Genomic DNA, 16656 nt, shown 5'->3' with positions numbered 1-16656 from the left:
TGATGGGCTTGCCCCGGCAGAGTGCGGGAATTAGACCGTCGCCATGGCAAAGCTCTATTTCAACTATTCCACCATGAATGCGGGCAAATCGACCGTATTGCTGCAAGCCTCGCACAATTACCGCGAGCGCGGCATGGATACCTATCTTATGACCGCGCATATTGACGGGCGCGCCGGTGCGGGGCGAATAGCGTCGCGGATCGGTATCTCGGAACAGGCTGATACGTTTCGCCCCGAGGATGACGTTTTTGCCATGATCGAAAACCGCCTGAACCAGGGACCGGTTGCCTGTGTCTTCATCGACGAAGCACAGTTCCTGTCCGAGGATCAGGTCTGGCAACTGGCCCGGGCTGTGGATGATCTGAAGGTCCCGGTGCTGGCCTATGGGCTGCGTGTGGATTTTCAGGGCAAGCTGTTCCCCGGTTCCGCCGCCCTGCTGGCGCTGGCCGATGAAATGCGCGAGGTCCGCACCATCTGCAAATGCGGTCGCAAGGCGACGATGGTGATTCGTCAGGACGAAAACGGCGACACCATCACCGAAGGGGCGCAAGTCCAGATCGGTGGGAACGAAACCTATGTTTCGCTCTGCCGCAAACACTGGCGCGAGGCGGTGGGCGCCTAAACCGGGTTAGGCAGGTCCCGCCCGGCCGCGAAGGCTGCGACATTGTCCAGCGCCATATGCCCCATATCGCTGCGCACTTCCTCGGTTGCCGTGCCCAGATGGGGCAGCAGCGTGACATTCTGCATATCAATCAGAGCTTGCGGAACGGCAGGTTCGAATTCGTAGACATCCAGCCCCGCGCCTGCAATCTGGCTGGCCTGCAGTGCCGCGATCAGGGCGGCCTCATCCACCACCTCTCCGCGTGCGATATTGACCAGAATACCCTCGGGGTTCATCGCCTCCAACACCTGAGCATTGATCAGATGCCGGGTTTCAGTCCCGCCAGGAACTGCAATGACAAGGAATTCCACCGACGCGGCCAGAGTGGGCAACTCGGGCACGTATTCAGCCGGGAAATCCAGCTGTTTGGGGCTGCGGGACTGATAAGCGACACTCATGCCGAAACCGAAATGGCACCGTCGGGCAATCGCCTGCCCGATGCGCCCCATGCCGACGATTCCCACCCGCTTGCCGGTGACGTGATGACCCAGCATCTGCGTCGGATGCCAGCCCTGCCATTGGGCAGCGCGCACCAGCCGCTCGCCCTCGCCCGCACGGCGTGCAGTCGACAGCAGCAGGGTCATGGCGATGTCGGCAGTGGCATCGGTCACCGCGCCGGGCGTGTTGGTGACCGCGATGCCAGCCGCCCGCGCGGCAGCCACGTCGATATGATTGTAGCCAACACCGAAATTTGCCAACAGCTTGCAGCGTGGCGACGGCGCCTGCGCAAAGATCTGTGCCGAAAAGAGATCCCCCAGCGTGGGAACAACCACGTCGAATTCGGTCAGTGCGCGGTGCATCTCATCCGCTGTCAGAGGCAGAGTCTCGCTGCGGATTTCCACGTCGAACTCGGCACGCGCCCGGGCTTCGACCGCCGGGGTCATGGGGCGGGCGATCAGCAGTTTCATCAGTGCATCCGTCCGCCAACGGGAACTTCACCATCGGGTCCGACCAGAACGATTTCCCCGTGCTCATCGGGCAGACCCAGAACCAGCACCTCGGACATGAACTTGCCAATCTGGCGCGGCGGGAAATTCACCACCGCCATCACCTGTTTGCCCACCAAAACCGAAGGATCATAATGCTCGGTGATCTGGGCCGAGGTCTTACGCTCGCCAAGCTCATCCCCAAAGTCGATCCACATCTTGATCGCGGGCTTGCGGGCCTCGGGGTAAGGTTCAGCGCGGGTGACTTCTCCGACGCGAATATCGACCTTGAGAAAATCGTCAAATGTAATCTCACTCACGAGACAGCTCCTTGGATCGGTCGGTTGCGGCCTTGACCGCGCGGTGCAGCAGGTCGGGGAAACCTTGTTCTTCGTGCATCAACACCTCAAGCGCAGCCTGAGTGGTGCCGTTGGGAGACGTGACATTGACCCGCAGCTGCGATGGATCTTCCTCGGCCGCCATCGCCAAAGCCCCTGCCCCGGCCACGGTGGATTTGGCCAGTTTCATCGCCAGATCGTGCGGCAAACCCTGCGCCTGCCCGGCTGCGGCCAGTGTTTCGATCAGGTGGAAGACATAGGCCGGGCCGGAACCGCTGAGGCCGGTAACCGCGTCCATTTGCGCTTCGTCCTCCAGCCGGACGGTCTCGCCAATGGCCGAGAGCAGGCTTTCGGCCAGTGCCACGTCTTCCTCTGACGCGACGGAATTCCCGATGAGTGCGGTGATTCCCTGACGGATCGCTGCGGGAGTGTTCGGCATGGCGCGCACGATCGGGGTGGCTTCGCCCAGCACCGTTTCAAAGGTGGCAATCGACGTGCCCGCCGCAACCGAGATAAACAGGCTGCTGCCGCCCCCAAGCGCTTTGATCGCTGGCAGGGCCTCTCCCATCATCTGCGGCTTGACCGCGACCAGAACCACGGCAGGCGCTTCGGGCAACGGTGTGTTGATGTTGACGCCCTGCGCCTTCAGCCAATCCGAGGGATAGGGATCGATAACCCAGACCGAAGATGCAGGAAGGCCATGCTCAAGCCACCCGGCGAGCATGGCCGATCCCATCTTGCCGCATCCCAGAAGCACCAGCCCCTGCTCGGCGACGCGTGACATGTCCATGATTGCCCCTCCCCTTATACGGTTTGGGGCAAAGCTTTACGCGCGGCCGTAGGCCTCTGCAATGGCGACTTGCATCGCCTCTTCGGGGTCGCGGTTGCCCCAGGTGACCAACTGGATCGCGGGGTAATAGCGTTCGGCGCTCAGCACCGCGGCGTTGATCATGGTGTCAATCTGTTCGGCGCTGGCCATCTGCCCCCCGGCCAGAACCAGACCATAGCGATAAACCATCAGCTTCTGATTGGCCCAATAGGTGAACGCCCCGGCCCAGCACTGATCGTTCATCTTGTTCAGCAACTCATAAAGCTGCGATTCCCGCTCGGACGGCGGCTCCATTTCAAACGAGCACACCATGCGCAGCGTTTCGTCATAGTTCGACCAGGCCAATGTGATCGAGTATGTGCGCCACTGCCCTTCGACAGCCATGGCAATCTGATCATCCCCGATCCGGTCAAAATCCCAGTCGTGATGTTCGGCAAGATGTTCAACAATGTCGATCGGATGAAGGTCTTCTTCGAGATACTGCTCGGAAAGGGCCATAATGCCACCTCACTAATCTCTAGCATTTTGGGGCTGGCAGCGCCCCAGCGCTAGTTGCCTGCTCTACAAGCCGGGCTTCCCCAGTCTGCCTGTACTAAATATGGTGCGACGCGAGCAGAGTTCTGGCAACCCTATTTATTGGGGATAACAGCAATAAGTTGTGGACAGTCGGCAACGTCGATCAAAATATTGGCGTTTGATGCAGCTTTACCTTGATTAAGCCGTGCAAAGCGGCAAAATACACAACACCGCACAATCCAGGTCAGGATTGCGCGGCGTATGCCTTTACCCAAAATTTTATTTTATTGCGAAGGTTACTTATCCAGCTTCGCCTCAAGCGCGGCGATACGCTGTTCCAAAGCAGCGTTTTCCTCTCGCGCCTTTTGCGCCATGGCACGCACGGCGTCGAATTCTTCGCGGGTGACAAAGTCGCGGTCGGCCAGCCACCGATCCATCATCGACTTCATCGCATTTTCCGCCTCTTCCCGCGCGCCTTGCGCCACGCCCATGGCGTTGGTCATAAGCTGAGACATATCGTCCAAAATCTTGTTGCGGGTTTGCATGGGCTTTCTCCGATTACACGATTGCCCCCTATATGGGTAAAGAATGGCGCGGGCTCAAGGTTGACTTGCCCCGCAAACCCCGGGCAATGAGACGCACATGCAGGCTGTTCTGAATTTCCCCGATCTGTCCCCTGAACTGTTCTCGATCTCTCTGTTCGGGATGGAGTTCGCGCTGCGGTGGTATGCGCTGGCTTATATTGTCGGCATTCTGATCGCGTGGCGCATGGCGTCAATGGCGTTGCGCAGGCCCACGCTTTGGCCCGGCCAAACTCCACCAATGAAACCCGATCAGCTTGAGGATCTGGTCACCTGGATCATTCTGGGTGTGATACTGGGCGGGCGGCTGGGCTTTGTGCTATTTTACCAGCCTGCCTATTACCTAACGCATCCGCTTGAGATTCTGATGGTCTGGCAAGGCGGCATGGCCTTCCATGGCGGATTGCTGGGCGTAGTGATCGCCACATATCTCTATGGCATGCGGCATCAGATTCCCATTCTGTCGCTTGCAGATCTGGTCGCCCATACGGTGCCGCCCGGCCTTTTGCTGGGACGACTGGCGAACTTCACCAATGCCGAGCTTTGGGGCCGCCCCAGCGATGTTCCTTGGGCAGTTATCTTCCCGGGCGCCGCCGCGCAGGACTGTCCCGATGTGGTGGGGCTGTGCGCCCGTCACCCCTCGCAGCTTTATGAGGCTGCGCTTGAGGGGCTGGTACTGGGTGCCGTACTGATCTGGTTGGCCTATCGACGCGGCGCATTTCAGAAGCCTGGATTGATCATGGGGGTCTTTCTCGCCGGCTACGGTGCCTCCCGGTTCGTGGTCGAGTTTTTTCGCCAGCCTGACGCGCAGTTTGTCTCACCCGGCAATCCACTGGGACTGGCGTGGCATGTGGGTGGCTACGGCCTGACCATGGGGCAGTTGCTGTGCGTGCCGATGATCGCGCTTGGCCTGTGGTTTGCCCTACGTGCCCGGCACGCGCCATGAGCTTGAAAGACCATCTGCTGGCTCGCATCGAGACCGATGGTCCGATGACCATCGCCGACTATATGACCGAATGCCTGTTGCACCCGATCCATGGGTATTACAGCACAAGGGACCCGTTTGGCGCACGCGGCGATTTCATCACTGCCCCGGAAATCAGCCAGATGTTCGGAGAGCTGATCGGCCTGTCACTGGCGCAGTGTTGGCTGGATCAGGGTCAACCCGATCCTTTTGCGCTGGTCGAGCTTGGCCCCGGGCGCGGGACGCTGATGGAGGATATCCTGCGCGCCACACGGCAGGTTCCCGGGTTTCACGCTGCGGCACGGATCACATTGCTCGAAGCCTCGCCTACCCTGCGCAAGCTACAGGCCGAAACCCTGAAGGCCTTCGCGCCCGAATGGATCGACAGCATCGCCGATCTGCCCGACTGGCCCCTGTTTCTGGTCGCGAACGAGTTCTTCGACGCGCTTCCCATCCGCCAATTCCTGCGCGACGGCGATGCATGGCGCGAGCGGTTGGTTGGAAACGAGAATGGCGCGCTGGCTTTCGGCCTTGGCGCTCAATCGGCGCAACCGGCGCTGAACGACCGCCTGACCGACACAAAGGATGGGGATCTAGTCGAGCTTTGCTCCGCTTCCGTCCCGATTCTTAGTGTCATTGCCGCTCAGATCACCCGCTATGGCGGGGCGGCGCTAATCGTCGACTATGGCGACTGGCGCTCGCTGGGCGATACGCTGCAGGCGGTGCGAGACCATAAGGCCGCGGACCCGCTCGCCGTCCCGGGTCAGGCCGACCTGACGGCGCATGTGGATTTCGAGCCATTGGCCCTGACAGCCCGCACCGCCGGGTGCGCGCATACCCGTTTGACGCCACAAGGCGTGTTTCTGGAACGGCTTGGCATCACCGCACGGGCGCAATCCCTGGCGGCAACGCTCAGCGGGCCTCAGCTTGACACGTTGATTGCCGCACATCGACGGTTGACGCATCCCGATGAAATGGGAAACCTGTTCAAAGTGATGGGCCTTTACCCGCCCGATGCCACGCCACCACCGGGACTGGAAACATGACGCTGGAAATTCTGACATCCGAGACGCTGTCCCCCATCCGGCATGGTTTTTTCAGCCGCCGTGGCGGGGCGTCTTCAGGCATCTTTTCAGGACTGAATTGCGGCACCGGTTCGTCGGATCTGGCCGAAGTGGTAGCCCTGAATCGCAAACGCGTGGCAGACGCAATGGATGTGACGCCCGATGCGATGATTGGCGTGCATCAGGTGCATTCCCCTGCTGTGATTACCGTCGATGGTCCGCTAACAGGCGGCAAACCCAAGGCGGATGCTGTCGTCACCGCAACGCCCGGCCTGGCCCTGACGATTCTGACCGCAGATTGCCAACCCGTTCTGTTTGCCGATCCTGACGCAAAAGTGATTGGCGCGGCACATGCCGGATGGCGCGGTGCATTGGACGGCGTTCTTGAGGCCACTCTGGACGCAATGGAAGCTCTCGGCGCGAATCGTGAAAACACGATCGCAGTGATCGGCCCGACGATTTCTCAATATGCTTATGAAGTGGGGCCAGAATTTCTGGATAACTTCATGGCCGATGCGCCCGAAAACACACGTTTCTTCGCAAATGGGCAAGCTGACCGGCTGCATTTCGACCTGCCGGCCTTCGGCCTGCATCGCCTGCGCGAGGCCGGAATCGGGCACGCGGAATGGACACGCCATTGCACTTATTCCGACCCTGATCGGTTTTATTCCTACAGACGGTCAACCCATTCCGCCGAGGCCGATTATGGCCGTCTGATTTCTGCGATCAGATTGTAATCTCTGCCCGAAATAGGGCGGGATTGCCCAGCTTTTGCCACATTTGTTGTGTTTATCTGAGTCGAAATCGTCTCAAATTTTTGCCAACGCTCAGACGGTTACCGTTTTTTCAGGCAACCCCGGGCCGGCAACACAATTAAAGAGGTACTTGGAACCTTCATTTTGTCCTCATTTCATCCCGGTGCAGCCTTATGAGCGCCGCAAACCAGCGTCACATTAGGTTCACTTACGGAAACCGGGGCAGCGTGCTCCATCGACGCAGGGCAATAAAATGAAATCGAAATCACGCTTTCTGAATGCCGTCTTCGAGGCGGTCAGGGAACAGGAACCTGAAATGCCCTGGAAGCGGGTTTCAAGTCACTCAGTCAGGGTCGCGCGCCGATTGGCCGCACGCCGCTGACACAAGATCACCCCACGAGACCAGCTGCCGGTCTCACAGGGCTAAGCGCGTATCGGATGTAGCTCCGGTTCGGTATGCGCGGTCGCAGAGATTATGCGGCCATGTTTCGGAGTGTGTCTGCAGCAGGCAATTGTCGCCTGCGGTTAACGAGTTTGTCTTGGGGGGTCATGAAGTTGGCCGAAATACTGCTATTTTCTCTCGCGGCGTGGTGTCTTTGCGGCGTCCAACCTGCGTTTGCCCATTTGAAAAAAGACAAAGAACAAAATCGTCCTGCGGGACTGCACGGGGGTTCAACCCGTCGGGACGTATTTTAGAGGGGACGGAATATATATGACTATTCCAAATTCACTGGCCCGCGCGGCCAGAAACGCGGTTGAAACATCTGCTCTGCTCCGCGATGCACCGCGTCCAACGACCACACCGAAGGCGCAGTTAAGGCGCTATGAAGTGAGCTCTTTGCTGAAAAACGGGGAGATTTCACAGACACGCCACATTGCCCCGGCCCTGCCGATGTTCGAAGACGCGTTCTGCGCGTTCACACGCGGCTCGCTGGTGGAGACGTCGCAAGGCCCGATGGCAATCGAGGATCTGCTGCCCGGGGATGAAGTTCTGAACCAGGATGGATTGCCCGAGACTGTGCTCTGGAAGGGTTCGGTTACGCTGATCCCCGGTCGCCCTGACTCGCGCGGGCGCACACGGCCATTGACGCGGATCATGGCCGATACGTTTGGCATGCAGAAACCCATGTCGGGCGTGATCGCCGGGCCTGCGGCGCGGCTGCTTGGCACACCGGCCCATCTGCGTCACCTGAGCAGCGGACAACAGATGCTGACACCTGTGCACGAGTTCCAGGATGGAATGGGCGTTATCGAAACACTGCCGCCGACTCCGGTGGAATTGTTTCACATCTGCACGGCGCGCCATTCGGTCATTCGCGTCGATGGTCTGCAATTCGAGACCTACCATCCGGGCGTAAATGCGGTGCGGATGATCAGTCATTCTTTGCGTTCGATCTATTTGAATCTATTCTCTCATATCGAATCGCTGAGCGATTTCGGCCCGTTGCTGTTGCCGCGTGCCGGTGATGGTGAGATTGACGCTCTTACCGCTTAAGATGTTAATGATTACTGCAAGTGTGGGGGCATCATGCAGCTATTACTAGGATGGATATTTTACTTGGCCGTGGCGGCCCTTTTGCCGCCCTGCGCCACCGAACCAAACACAGCCAGGATCAGGCCGACCGGTTCATCCGGTCTTCCAGCACGTCAAATGGTACGCCTGGCTCGTCTTTTGCGCCTCGGATAACAAGCGAGGTTTTAACGCTGGCCACGTTCGGCGTGGTCAGCAACTCACCCGTCAGGAACTGCTGAAAACTGCTCAGGTCGGGTGAGACGCATTTCAGAATGAAATCCACCTCGCCGTTCAGCATGTGGCATTCGCGGACCAGCGGCCATTCGCGGCATTTGTTCTCGAAGGCGCTGAGTTCGGATTCGGCCTGGCTTTCCAATCCGACCATGGCAAAGACCTGCACCTCGAACCCCAGTTCGCGGGCGTTGACCTCTGCATGATAGCCACGAATAAAACCAGAATCCTCCAGCGTGCGCACCCGGCGCAAACAGGGCGGAGCCGAGATTCCAACCCGTTTGGCAAGCTCGACATTGGTCATTCGGCCATCGGCCTGCAGTTCTGCCAGAATCTTGCGATCGATTTCATCCAGCCGAGTCGTGACCATCGAATACTCCTGAAGTTTTCAGTTGTTATAGCAGCAGGTGTGGCGGGCGCAATTATATTTCACAGCCGCGCAATTTTCTTTATTTCACATGTAGGTTTAGCCATGACCATCCCAGTGAAATGCAATTCTGAATTGCAGCAGGAAGGGGCTTTAAGCGCGGCTTCACCGTCGCTATATCGATCCGCACCGGACAAAATGTCCGCCGAGGCAGATTGAGTGGGGGTACCATGGCTGAAACACGACACACCAAGGTTCTGATCATCGGATCGGGACCGGCAGGATACACTGCGGGCGTTTATGCCAGCCGCGCCATGCTGGAGCCGATTCTTGTGCAGGGGATCGAGCCGGGCGGACAGCTGACTACCACCACCGAGGTTGAGAACTGGCCCGGCGACACCGAAGTTCAGGGCCCCGATCTGATGATCCGGATGCAGGACCACGCCAAGGCGATGGGATGCGAGGTGATCGGCGATATCATCAGCGATCTGGATCTCAGCAAGCACCCCTTCACTGCGAGAGGCGACAGCGGCACGGTCTATACCGCCGATGCGGTCATTCTGGCCACCGGCGCTCGCGCCAAATGGCTGGGCCTGCCGTCGGAAGAGAAGTTCAAAGGCTTTGGCGTCTCGGCCTGTGCGACCTGTGACGGGTTCTTTTATCGTGGTCAGGAGATTGTGGTGATCGGTGGCGGCAATACGGCGGTCGAAGAGGCACTATTCCTGACCAATTTCGCCAGCAAGGTCACCCTGATCCATCGCCGCGATGAGTTGCGGGCTGAAAAGATCCTGCAGGACCGGCTACTCAAGAACGAAAAGATCGTGCCGCTCTGGTTCCACGAACTGGATGAAGTTATCGGCACCGATGCGCCGTTGGGTGTCGAAGGCGTGCGGGTCAAGAATGTGGAGACCGGCGAAATCACCGAAATTCCGTGCAAAGGCGTGTTCGTCGCCATCGGGCACGCCCCGGCGAATGAACTGGTCAAGGACACGCTGGAAACCCATATGGGCGGCTATGTGGTCACCAAGCCGGGTACGACGCAGACTTCGGTTCCGGGCGTATTCGCCGCCGGTGACCTGACCGACCACGTCTATCGTCAGGCCGTGACCAGCGCCGGTATGGGTTGCATGGCCGCGCTGGATGCCGAGCGGTTTCTGGCAGAAAACGACTGATAGGATCATGGAATTCCCCGGCCCGTTTCGGGGAATTCTGCCGCCCGCTCAAACGCCCTCGCCTTGACCGCCGGGCGGTGGCGTATCAGGATCGCCTGAGCAAAGCAAAAGACGGGTGAGCCTTTGAAGAGTGCTCTTTGGCGCGGCGGATGGACAAGCCGGCTCAGGATCGCGAGCGGTCTGGTGCTGTTTGTTTTTGCGTTCTTCCATTTTATTAATATCGGCCTTGGCCTGTTCCACACCGACCTGCTGCATGGGATGCAGGACGGCCGAATTGCCGTGTCGCGACATGGTCTTGTCAGCCTTCTTCTCTATGTATCCTTGTTGGTCCACGCTGGTCTTGCGCTGACCTCGATCGCGGCGCGCCGTACGTTGCGGATGCCGTTTAGCATGGCGTTGCAGGTGGTTCTGGGCTTGCTGATCCCGTTGCAACTGATCGCCCACATCGTGCATACGCGCTATGCCCACGAAATCTATGACGTGAACGATGAGATGGGCTACATCATCATTCTGATGTGGCCCAGCACCGCAATCTGGATGCAAAGCCTGCTGTTGTTGCTGGTCTGGGTGCATGGCTGCATCGGGCTGCATAAGTGGCTGCGCATGACAGATTGGTGGCGCAGGCTGGTGCCCTATCTGATCGGCGTCGCCGTGTTCGTGCCCGCCTTTGCGCTTTCTGGCGTATTGACCGAGGGCCGCCGCATCTGGACCGATTTCGCCGACCCGGACCTACGCGAACAATATATCGAGCATTACAATTGGCCGTCCTCGGAGGCGTTTCAGAATATGTTCGCTGTTCAGAGCAACACTCTGACCGTGTTCTGGACCGCACTTGCCTTGACCGGCATGACTTATCTGGGCCGTAAACTGTGGCGGCGGCGGCATTCAGTGCGCATCCGGTATGTGAACGGGCCCGAAGTGGTGTCGGAAAAAGGCATGACCCTGCTTGAGATGTCACATGCCAACGGTATCCCGCATACCGCACTTTGCGGCGGCAAAGGCCGCTGCACCACCTGCCGCGTGATCGTTGAACAAGGGGCCGAAAACCTGCCCCCACCCACCGAAATCGAGGCGCGAAGTCTGAAAGCCGTTGGCGCTCCGGAAGGAACCCGACTGGCTTGTCAGATGCGCCCCAATGATCCCCTCACGGTCTTCCGTGTCTTCCGCCCTGACGGCGCGCGCGACCGGGCACATGCCAGTCAGGGGCAAGAGCGTCAGCTGGCCGTGCTGTTCCTGGATATGCGCGGCTTCACAGCGCGCACCACCGGGCAGCTTCCTTATGACATCGTCTTCCTTCTGAACCGGTTTTTCGACGCGATCGTCCCGTCGATTACGGCGCAAGGCGGTGTGGTCGATAAATATATGGGTGATGGCTTGCTGGCGATGTTCGAGACGGCCGATGCCGCAAGCTCGGCCCGCGCCGGGCTGAAGGCCGCCGCTGACATCGGACGAGCGCTGGAACGCTTCAACCAGCAGCTTCAAGCCGAAGGCAGCCAACCCGTTCGTATTGGTATGGGTCTGCATCTGGGTGATCTGGTATTGGGTGAAATCGGGGCAGCCAAGAACGCCCCCCGCACCATCATCGGCGATGCGGTGAATGTTGCCAGCCGACTGGAAAGCGAAACCAAGGCTCTGGGTGTTGAACTTCTGTTGTCTCAGGATGTTCTGCTGGCCGCTGACCTGCACTGCGATCCTCGAGATTTGCGCGACTTTCAGCTTCGCGGGGTCTCTGCGCCGATCTCGGCCCTTCCGATTGAACATGCAGCTGCGCTGGAGCAACAGCTCTCGCCTCAGGAACAGATTGCCTGATTCCGCTACCCGGATCGATGATGCGGGGAAATCCCGTCGCATTTACCCTGGCAAACCGGAACAGATTCCCATGCGCGGCAAAAACCACTCATATCGTCCTTTGTTTATGCGAAGCTCTGGACTTCCTCTACGGCACGGGGCAAATGCCCATGCAAATACCCCTGAAACAGAAGCACACGACACTGCGACAAGAGTTTTTCGATGACGATGCTAGCCAATCTGGCCCCGATCCCCGAATTGTATGTCTCCTACGAGTCCGCCCAGAAGTTGAAGGTGGAAGCCTCCGACCTGACCAGCCATGACCTGAGCCCGCGTCAGATCTGCGATCTGGAGCTGCTGATGAACGGCGGCTTCAACCCGCTGAAGGGCTTCCTGAGCGAAGCCGACTACGACAACGTCGTCGAGAACATGCGTCTGGCGGACGGCACACTTTGGCCGATGCCGATCACGCTGGATGTCAGCGAGGATTTCGCCGACACAATCGAGCTGGGTCAGGACATCGCTCTGCGCGATCAAGAGGGTGTCATCCTCGCCACCATGACCGTCACCGACCGCTGGACCCCAGACAAGGCGCGCGAGGCCGAGAAGGTCTTCGGCGCCGATGACGATGCGCATCCGGCGGTGAACTACCTGCACAACGTGGCTGGCAAGGTCTATCTGGGCGGCCCGGTGGTCGGAATTCAGCAACCCATCCACTATGATTTCCGCGGCCGCCGCGACACGCCGAACGAATTGCGGGCCTATTTCCGTAAACTGGGCTGGCGCCGTATCGTTGCCTTCCAGACCCGTAACCCGCTGCACCGCGCCCATCAGGAACTGACCTTCCGCGCCGCGAAAGAAGCACAGGCCAACCTGCTGATACACCCGGTCGTCGGCATGACCAAGCCGGGCGACGTGGATCACTTCACCCGCGTCCGCTGCTATGAGGCAGTGCTGGATAAATACCCCGCATCCACCACCTCGATGTCACTGCTGAACCTGGCCATGCGCATGGCCGGCCCGCGCGAGGCGGTCTGGCACGGGTTGATCCGCGCCAACCACGGCTGCACCCATTTCATCGTAGGCCGCGATCACGCGGGCCCGGGCAAGAACTCGGCCGGTGAAGACTTCTATGGCCCCTATGATGCGCAGGACCTGTTCCGCAAATATCAGGACGAAATCGGCGTCGAGATGGTCGATTTCAAACACATGGTCTATGTGCAGGAACGCGCGCAATACGAACCCAATGACGAGATTCTGGACAGGGACAAGGTCACCATCCTGAACATCTCGGGTACGGAATTGCGCCGCCGTCTGTCCGAAGGACTGGAAATCCCGGAATGGTTCAGCTTCCCCGAGGTTGTGGCCGAGCTGCGCAAGACCAAGCCGCCACGTTCGCAGCAGGGTTTCACCGTGTTCTTCACCGGCTTTTCGGGCTCGGGCAAATCCACCATCGCCAACGCGCTTATGGTCAAGCTGATGGAGATGGGCGGACGTCCGGTGACTCTGTTGGATGGGGACATCGTGCGGAAAAACCTGTCGTCAGAGCTGGGTTTCTCGAAAGAACACCGCGACCTGAACATCCGCCGCATCGGCTATGTGGCCAGTGAGATCACCAAGAATGGCGGTATCGCCATCTGCGCGCCAATCGCACCTTATGCCACCACCCGCCGCGCCGTGCGCGAAGAGATCGAACAGTTCGGTGCCTTCTGCGAGGTCCATGTGGCCACCACCATCGAAGAATGCGAACGCCGTGACCGCAAAGGTTTGTATAAGCTGGCGCGAGAGGGCAAGATCAAGGAATTCACCGGCATCTCAGACCCGTATGACGTGCCAGCGAACCCCGAACTCAGCGTCGAGACCGAGAATGTCGAGGTCGACAACTGCGCCCATCAGGTGCTGCTCAAGCTCGAAAGCATGGGCCTGATCGCTGGAAACTAATTCATTGGGAATCGACAAGGCAGCCCTCGGATATCCGGGGGCTGTTTTCATTTCCGACAGCCAGGTGCATTGCTGCAACCCGCTGATTACGGCTATAGATTGCGTCACGGTCTAGTCGGGTTTGGTCAGAACATGCGGCAGTCTTTGCCTACAATTGCGGGGTTCTGGTACGGATCGGACTTGTCCTGGCTTGAGGTGCTGTGCATCCGTTCCTTTCTCGACAACGGGCATACATTCGTTCTCTATACCACCGAGCCGGTGGAGGGTGTTCCCGAGGGGGTCGATATCCGCCACGCCTCGGACATCCTCTGGCCGCCGCCCTTCGATTTGCGGGAAAACACCCGGCTGAGGGTCGCCGTTTTCTCGGACATATTTCGCCTGCGGATGCTGCAGAAAACCAGCTTCATCTGGGTCGATCTGGACGCCTATTGCGTCAAACCCTTTGATTTCACGACCCCCTATGTCTTTGCTCCGACCGACGATTCGTACCCAAACGGGGTTCTGCGGCTGCCGCCTGAATCACAAACTTTGCATCAGATGCTGGATTTCATCACTTCGGCAAACCCCACCCAGCCCTGGCGGGGACCTAGGCTGCACCGGATCAATCAGGCGCGCATTCAAAACGGGGAAAGCTGGGGGATCGAGGCGTTGTCATGGGGCTGTTCAGGCCCCCGCGCGCTGAGCCATTTCCTCAGGAAAACCGGCGAAGACCAACACAGCCTGCCTTCCGAGGCCCTCTATCCGCTTGCGGTCGACGAGCTGTGGAAGCTGCACGACCCAAGGGTCCGATTGGACGAGATCGAGCGGGACGGCGTTCATTCCGTTCACATTTACGGCCATCAGAAAAAATGGCTGGCCATGCAAAGGGCCGGGCTGCCGCTGCCGGGTTCCTATCTGCACCGGCTTTGCCAAAGGCATGAGATTGAACCTGCCGATTATCCGATGAAGCAGTTGGATTGGATGAAGCCAAAGCCGTGACCCGGCAGCTTAACCCGGTAAATCCACCTGACCTCGCATCAGAACATAGCCCTGCCCGGCGACCCTGATCCCGGTCATCGCATCTGCAGGCCCCACACGTGTCACTCGTGCCTGCCCGGGGCGGCCCATGTCGTGACCCTGTTCGGCAATAAATGTCTCTTTGCTCATCAGGCCATGTTTCCACAGATAGGCCGCCATCGCACCCGTTGCCGATCCGGTGAACGGGTCCTCGGGCGGGCTGGGCGGAGCCATCAGCAAGCGTGAGAACGTATCGCCCGTCGCCGTTGCCCCCTCGAGCGTGACAAGAAACGGTTCCGCCATGTCGTTGCCCGAAAAACCGGCCTTTTCGGCAATCTTGCCCAGCACCGTCAGGTCCAGTTTCGCCGCACGTAACGCCGTGTGGTCGCGCAGGACCGTGATGCAAAAGGGCAGCCCGGTTGAAACAAATTGCGGTGGTGAGATGATCGCCTCTTCAGGCAGGCTTATGGCGGCGGCGACCAGATCGATTGGAACATAATCGCCAAACTGCGGGGCGACCTGTGTCATCTCAATCTCATCGCCGCTCAGCTTGATCGACACCACCCCTGCCCCGGTTTCCAGCGTCAGCGCATCGCCCTGAAACAGATCACGCGACCGCATCGCGGCGACGGTGGCAATGGTTGGGTGCCCGGCAAAGGGGATTTCGCGGCTGGCAAGGAAATAGCGCACCTTGACGTCTGCCACATCGGACGGGCCAGTGAAGGTGCATTCCACCAACGAGGTCTCGCGCACATAGGCCATGCAGACATCATCCGACAGCTCCGCCCCGCCATGCACGACCGCACATCCGTTGCCACCAAACGCGCGGTCGGTGAAGGCGTCCACCCAGTCAAAATCATACCAGCCCATCATGCACACTCCTGCTTTGCCGTCTGCGGCACGATTACTGCAGAGACAGCAAATGTCACGTCATTTTGGCTGAATGTTGTGGCGTATCAGTGCACGGCCACCGGGGACAGGTCGTGTTCACGCGCCAGCACAAAGGCCAGCTTGCGGTCGGCGACCAGCGCCAGTTGCTGCCCGTCGGAATCGTGGACTGCATAAAGCTGATCCAGATCGCCCGCCTGTTCGCGCAGATCGCGCGGCAGGTCGGCCACTTCGACCGTTTTTACATAAACGATCCGATCCCCTTCGGTGTTGATCTCAATCGGCGTATTCATTGCTCTTACCCCTTCCTAATGTTGATCGTTTGCACCACGGTTTCGGGCACGGCACGGGTCAGGTCCACATGCAGCAGACCGTTTTCCATGATCGCCTCGCCCACCTCGACGCCATCGGCCAGCACAAACATGCGCTGGAACTGACGCGCCGCGATGCCGCGGTGCAGGAATATGCGCCCCTCGCTGTCGTCGCGTTGACGGCCCCGGATCACCAGCTGGCGATCCTCGATGGTAATCGACAGGTCCTCTTCCGCGAACCCGGCCACGGCCAGGGTGATGCGATAGGAAAAATCCGAGGTCTGTTCGATGTTATAGGGCGGGTACCCTTCGTTTCCGGCCTTTGCAGACCGTTCCAGAAGGCGTTCCAACTGCTCGAACCCCAAAAGATGCGGGTATGAGCCTAAGGTAAGTTTCGACACGTAGTTTCGTCCTTCATTGTCAAAGCGACGTATTCTGCGGCCCCGTTCTGGCAACCGCGTGTTATAGAATATGGGAAGATACAGGGATGTCCACAAGGTCTGGCCGGATAAACCCTGACACACTATCTTGTGTCAAAAGCACCACTTGAAACACTGAGTCGCCCATGAACGCGCCCACCGATCTTTCGATGAAAACCGATGAAGTCCTGCGGGTAGAGTTAGAGGTTTTTCGCCGCCAGCACCGCGATCTGGACGAGGCGATCGAGGCGTTGCAGGCCAAGGGCACCTCGGATCAGTTGACGATCAAACGGCTGAAAAAGCAGAAACTGCGCCTCAAAGACATCATCCGCCTGATCGAAGACCGCCTGACCCCCGATATCATCGCCTGAGGCGTGTGTACCGCATTGCCACATA

Annotated in this window: 19 protein-coding genes; 10 read left to right on the top strand and 9 right to left on the bottom strand. The window is 59.1% G+C overall.

Translation table 11 applies throughout. The features are described from left to right. Positions 1-43 precede the first annotated feature (43 nt). Positions 44-622, top strand: a complete 579-nt coding sequence (locus tag ACR0K9_RS06060) for a thymidine kinase (protein WP_480821562.1) — start codon at positions 44-46, stop codon at positions 620-622. Here ACR0K9_RS06060 and ACR0K9_RS06055 read toward each other — a convergent pair. The 5 genes from ACR0K9_RS06055 to ACR0K9_RS06035 form a co-directional block, all read right to left on the bottom strand. Further along, positions 619-1569, bottom strand: a complete 951-nt coding sequence (locus tag ACR0K9_RS06055; protein ID WP_480821560.1) for a 2-hydroxyacid dehydrogenase — start codon at positions 1567-1569, stop codon at positions 619-621. The two genes, ACR0K9_RS06060 and ACR0K9_RS06055, sit on opposite strands and share 4 nt — an antisense overlap. Beyond that, on the bottom strand, positions 1569-1907 hold the full coding sequence (locus ACR0K9_RS06050; RefSeq protein WP_480821558.1) for a tRNA-binding protein: 339 nt from the start codon (positions 1905-1907) through the stop codon (positions 1569-1571). The genes ACR0K9_RS06055 and ACR0K9_RS06050 overlap by 1 nt, the downstream gene beginning before the upstream one ends. Then, entirely contained in the window at positions 1900-2715 is an 816-nt protein-coding gene (proC, locus tag ACR0K9_RS06045; RefSeq protein ID WP_480821556.1) for a pyrroline-5-carboxylate reductase, read from the bottom strand. The genes ACR0K9_RS06050 and proC overlap by 8 nt, the downstream gene beginning before the upstream one ends. A 36-nt stretch (positions 2716-2751) precedes the next feature. After that, positions 2752-3252 (bottom strand): type III secretion system chaperone family protein, encoded by a 501-nt coding sequence (locus ACR0K9_RS06040; RefSeq protein WP_480530359.1) that lies wholly within the window; start codon positions 3250-3252, stop codon positions 2752-2754. 314 nt (positions 3253-3566) lie between these two features. Further along, positions 3567-3815 carry an accessory factor UbiK family protein gene (locus tag ACR0K9_RS06035; RefSeq protein ID WP_010441801.1) on the bottom strand — a complete coding sequence of 83 codons (249 nt, stop codon included), beginning with the start codon at positions 3813-3815 and terminating at the stop codon, positions 3567-3569. Positions 3816-3912: 97 nt separating this feature from the next. Between ACR0K9_RS06035 and lgt the strand changes: the two genes are divergently transcribed. From lgt to ACR0K9_RS06015, 4 genes are all read left to right on the top strand, one after another. Further along, the gene (gene lgt, locus ACR0K9_RS06030) at positions 3913-4797 is read left to right on the top strand and encodes a prolipoprotein diacylglyceryl transferase (RefSeq protein WP_480821554.1); all 885 of its coding nucleotides are present in this window, start codon (positions 3913-3915) and stop codon (positions 4795-4797) included. After that, entirely contained in the window at positions 4794-5861 is a 1068-nt protein-coding gene (locus ACR0K9_RS06025; protein ID WP_480821552.1) for a class I SAM-dependent methyltransferase, read from the top strand. Before lgt ends, ACR0K9_RS06025 begins: the two co-directional genes overlap by 4 nt. Then, positions 5858-6616 (top strand): peptidoglycan editing factor PgeF, encoded by a 759-nt coding sequence (gene pgeF, locus ACR0K9_RS06020; protein WP_480821550.1) that lies wholly within the window; start codon positions 5858-5860, stop codon positions 6614-6616. Before ACR0K9_RS06025 ends, pgeF begins: the two co-directional genes overlap by 4 nt. Before the next feature lie 730 nt (positions 6617-7346). After that, positions 7347-8129 (top strand): Hint domain-containing protein, encoded by a 783-nt coding sequence (locus tag ACR0K9_RS06015; RefSeq protein ID WP_480821548.1) that lies wholly within the window; start codon positions 7347-7349, stop codon positions 8127-8129. A gap of 118 nt (positions 8130-8247) precedes the next feature. Here the strand turns inward: ACR0K9_RS06015 and ACR0K9_RS06010 are convergent, their stop codons facing one another. Continuing rightward, a complete protein-coding gene (locus ACR0K9_RS06010; protein ID WP_480530369.1) occupies positions 8248-8748 on the bottom strand; it encodes an Lrp/AsnC family transcriptional regulator in 501 nt (166 codons plus the stop codon). Between the two features lie 227 nt (positions 8749-8975). Between ACR0K9_RS06010 and trxB the strand changes: the two genes are divergently transcribed. The 4 genes from trxB to ACR0K9_RS05990 all read left to right on the top strand — a co-directional run bounded on the left by trxB (position 8976) and on the right by ACR0K9_RS05990 (position 14624). Further along, a complete protein-coding gene (gene trxB / locus ACR0K9_RS06005; RefSeq protein WP_480821546.1) occupies positions 8976-9917 on the top strand; it encodes a thioredoxin-disulfide reductase in 942 nt (313 codons plus the stop codon). Between the two features lie 123 nt (positions 9918-10040). After that, positions 10041-11726, top strand: coding sequence for an adenylate/guanylate cyclase domain-containing protein (locus tag ACR0K9_RS06000; protein ID WP_480821544.1), 1686 nt, complete (start codon positions 10041-10043; stop codon positions 11724-11726). 201 nt (positions 11727-11927) lie between these two features. After that, the gene (locus tag ACR0K9_RS05995; RefSeq protein WP_480821542.1) at positions 11928-13646 is read left to right on the top strand and encodes a bifunctional sulfate adenylyltransferase/adenylylsulfate kinase; all 1719 of its coding nucleotides are present in this window, start codon (positions 11928-11930) and stop codon (positions 13644-13646) included. Between the two features lie 132 nt (positions 13647-13778). Further along, positions 13779-14624: a hypothetical protein gene (locus ACR0K9_RS05990; RefSeq protein ID WP_480821540.1), complete on the top strand. Its 846-nt coding sequence runs from the start codon at positions 13779-13781 to the stop codon at positions 14622-14624. 9 nt (positions 14625-14633) lie between these two features. On the opposite strand, the gene ACR0K9_RS05985 is transcribed toward ACR0K9_RS05990, so the two are convergent. The 3 genes from ACR0K9_RS05985 to ACR0K9_RS05975 form a co-directional block, all read right to left on the bottom strand. Then, positions 14634-15512 carry a PhzF family phenazine biosynthesis protein gene (locus tag ACR0K9_RS05985; RefSeq protein ID WP_480822073.1) on the bottom strand — a complete coding sequence of 293 codons (879 nt, stop codon included), beginning with the start codon at positions 15510-15512 and terminating at the stop codon, positions 14634-14636. Positions 15513-15598: 86 nt separating this feature from the next. Beyond that, entirely contained in the window at positions 15599-15823 is a 225-nt protein-coding gene (locus ACR0K9_RS05980; RefSeq protein ID WP_480530379.1) for a DUF1150 family protein, read from the bottom strand. 5 nt (positions 15824-15828) lie between these two features. Continuing rightward, positions 15829-16242, bottom strand: coding sequence for an Hsp20 family protein (locus ACR0K9_RS05975; RefSeq protein WP_058275530.1), 414 nt, complete (start codon positions 16240-16242; stop codon positions 15829-15831). A 164-nt stretch (positions 16243-16406) separates the two neighbouring features. Here ACR0K9_RS05975 and ACR0K9_RS05970 point away from each other — a divergent pair, with 164 nt between their 5' ends. Next, a complete protein-coding gene (locus tag ACR0K9_RS05970) occupies positions 16407-16631 on the top strand; it encodes a YdcH family protein (protein WP_010441787.1) in 225 nt (74 codons plus the stop codon). The last annotated feature ends 25 nt before the right edge of the window (positions 16632-16656 follow it).

Source organism: Ruegeria sp. L12, assembly GCF_056531745.1.
Note: the sequence above shows the minus strand (reverse complement) of the source record. Positions and strands in the feature narration are given on the sequence as shown.

Excerpts from the sequence above, each read along its gene's own strand:
- ACR0K9_RS05980 (WP_480530379.1), bottom strand. The coding sequence starts at position 15,823 with ATGAATACGCCGATTGAGATCAACACCGAAGGGGATCGGATCGTTTAT.
- ACR0K9_RS05995 (WP_480821542.1), top strand. The coding sequence starts at position 11,928 with ATGACGATGCTAGCCAATCTGGCCCCGATCCCCGAATTGTATGTCTCC.
- ACR0K9_RS06060 (WP_480821562.1), top strand. The coding sequence starts at position 44 with ATGGCAAAGCTCTATTTCAACTATTCCACCATGAATGCGGGCAAATCG.
- ACR0K9_RS05985 (WP_480822073.1), bottom strand. The coding sequence starts at position 15,512 with ATGGGCTGGTATGATTTTGACTGGGTGGACGCCTTCACCGACCGCGCG.
- ACR0K9_RS06055 (WP_480821560.1), bottom strand. The coding sequence starts at position 1,569 with ATGAAACTGCTGATCGCCCGCCCCATGACCCCGGCGGTCGAAGCCCGG.
- pgeF (WP_480821550.1), top strand. The coding sequence starts at position 5,858 with ATGACGCTGGAAATTCTGACATCCGAGACGCTGTCCCCCATCCGGCAT.
- ACR0K9_RS05990 (WP_480821540.1), top strand. The coding sequence starts at position 13,779 with ATGCGGCAGTCTTTGCCTACAATTGCGGGGTTCTGGTACGGATCGGAC.
- ACR0K9_RS06015 (WP_480821548.1), top strand. The coding sequence starts at position 7,347 with ATGACTATTCCAAATTCACTGGCCCGCGCGGCCAGAAACGCGGTTGAA.
- ACR0K9_RS06010 (WP_480530369.1), bottom strand. The coding sequence starts at position 8,748 with ATGGTCACGACTCGGCTGGATGAAATCGATCGCAAGATTCTGGCAGAA.
- ACR0K9_RS06025 (WP_480821552.1), top strand. The coding sequence starts at position 4,794 with ATGAGCTTGAAAGACCATCTGCTGGCTCGCATCGAGACCGATGGTCCG.
- ACR0K9_RS06035 (WP_010441801.1), bottom strand. The coding sequence starts at position 3,815 with ATGCAAACCCGCAACAAGATTTTGGACGATATGTCTCAGCTTATGACC.
- trxB (WP_480821546.1), top strand. The coding sequence starts at position 8,976 with ATGGCTGAAACACGACACACCAAGGTTCTGATCATCGGATCGGGACCG.
- ACR0K9_RS06040 (WP_480530359.1), bottom strand. The coding sequence starts at position 3,252 with ATGGCCCTTTCCGAGCAGTATCTCGAAGAAGACCTTCATCCGATCGAC.
- ACR0K9_RS05970 (WP_010441787.1), top strand. The coding sequence starts at position 16,407 with ATGAACGCGCCCACCGATCTTTCGATGAAAACCGATGAAGTCCTGCGG.
- lgt (WP_480821554.1), top strand. The coding sequence starts at position 3,913 with ATGCAGGCTGTTCTGAATTTCCCCGATCTGTCCCCTGAACTGTTCTCG.
- proC (WP_480821556.1), bottom strand. The coding sequence starts at position 2,715 with ATGGACATGTCACGCGTCGCCGAGCAGGGGCTGGTGCTTCTGGGATGC.